Origin of the sequence: Pediococcus sp. EKM201D, from assembly GCF_011800215.1 — a bacterium.
GTDB classification, from domain to species: domain Bacteria; phylum Bacillota; class Bacilli; order Lactobacillales; family Lactobacillaceae; genus Pediococcus; species Pediococcus pentosaceus.
Genome location: NZ_JAALFK010000011.1, coordinates 1 through 353, shown reverse-complemented (window position 1 = coordinate 353; position 353 = coordinate 1). Strand labels below are relative to the sequence as shown.

General features: G+C 43.3%; 2 tRNA genes. Both read left to right on the top strand.

The window, feature by feature from the left end:
- Window positions 1-99: 99 nt before the first annotated feature.
- Window positions 100-174 (top strand) — tRNA-Ile (locus HFC68_RS09275).
- 5 nt (window positions 175-179) lie between these two features.
- Window positions 180-252 (top strand) — tRNA-Ala (locus HFC68_RS09270).
- The last annotated feature ends 101 nt before the right edge of the window (window positions 253-353 follow it).

The window sequence follows — 353 nt, the reverse complement described above, 5'->3', positions numbered from 1 at the left end:
TGCGGCTGGATCACCTCCTTTCTAAGGAATAAACGGAAACCCACACTATGTCAAAGTTTTGTTTAGTTTTGAGAGGTCTACTCTCAGAGCACGCGTATCGGGCCTATAGCTCAGCTGGTTTAGAGCGCACGCCTGATAAGCGTGAGGTCGATGGTTCGAGTCCATTTAGGCCCATACATGGGGAATTAGCTCAGCTGGGAGAGCGCCTGCCTTGCACGCAGGAGGTCAGCGGTTCGATCCCGCTATTCTCCATTAAACAACTAAGGTTGTTTATTCTTTTGTTCTTTGAAAACTGAATAATATCTATAATTTTCTAATTTTAATTGTTAATCATAATTAAACCGAGAGAAAAC